This is a genomic window from Paenibacillus sp. Y660 (assembly GCF_057221575.1).
The window spans coordinates 1-587 of record NZ_JBXBBJ010000097.1; the positions used below are offsets into that span (position 1 = coordinate 1).

Annotated in this window: 1 protein-coding gene; it reads right to left on the minus strand. The window is 44.3% G+C overall.

Annotated elements, in window-relative coordinates:
* Positions 1 to 587, minus strand: a 587-nt coding sequence (locus tag AC2TDN_RS26620; RefSeq protein WP_484690744.1) for a transposase, incomplete at both ends; no start/stop codon positions are given.

Below are 587 nucleotides of genomic sequence, written 5' to 3' on the forward strand. Positions count from 1 at the left end.
CACCATTCCTTGCTTGACTGCCTCCCTATATTCATAAGGGGATAAGTCATAGATGCTGCCATGAATACGGATAAGGTTATAATCCTGAATAAACTGACTCACAATCTCATAAGCCTGTTGATAAGACTCAAATTCATGCCGTTGGTAACATTCCAATTCGATGATGGCATGGTAGGATTCAATGTGCGCATTTTTATTCGGCGTTTTAGGCGGAATACGTTCGTGGATCATGACAAACTCCGTACAAGCCTCTTCAAACCGATGGCTGATAAACTGCGGACCATTATCGGAACGGATGACCGGCTTATCTGCTTGATCAAATAGCTGGCGCTTCATAAGCGCTTCCTGCATGATCTGGACGAGGTGCTTGGCTTCACAGGTCAGACCAATATGATAGGCGACGATGGCGCGATCAAACACATCTATAATGCACATAAGGAAGAAGAACCGCTGCTCACCATGAATCCATCCGTACTTAATATCAACCTCCCACAACTGATTAGAATCCGTTATCACGCGATTGTTCGCTAAACGCTTAGGATGCTTTAACTTTATTTTTCGCTGTGGACGAAGCACATCCATTAGCT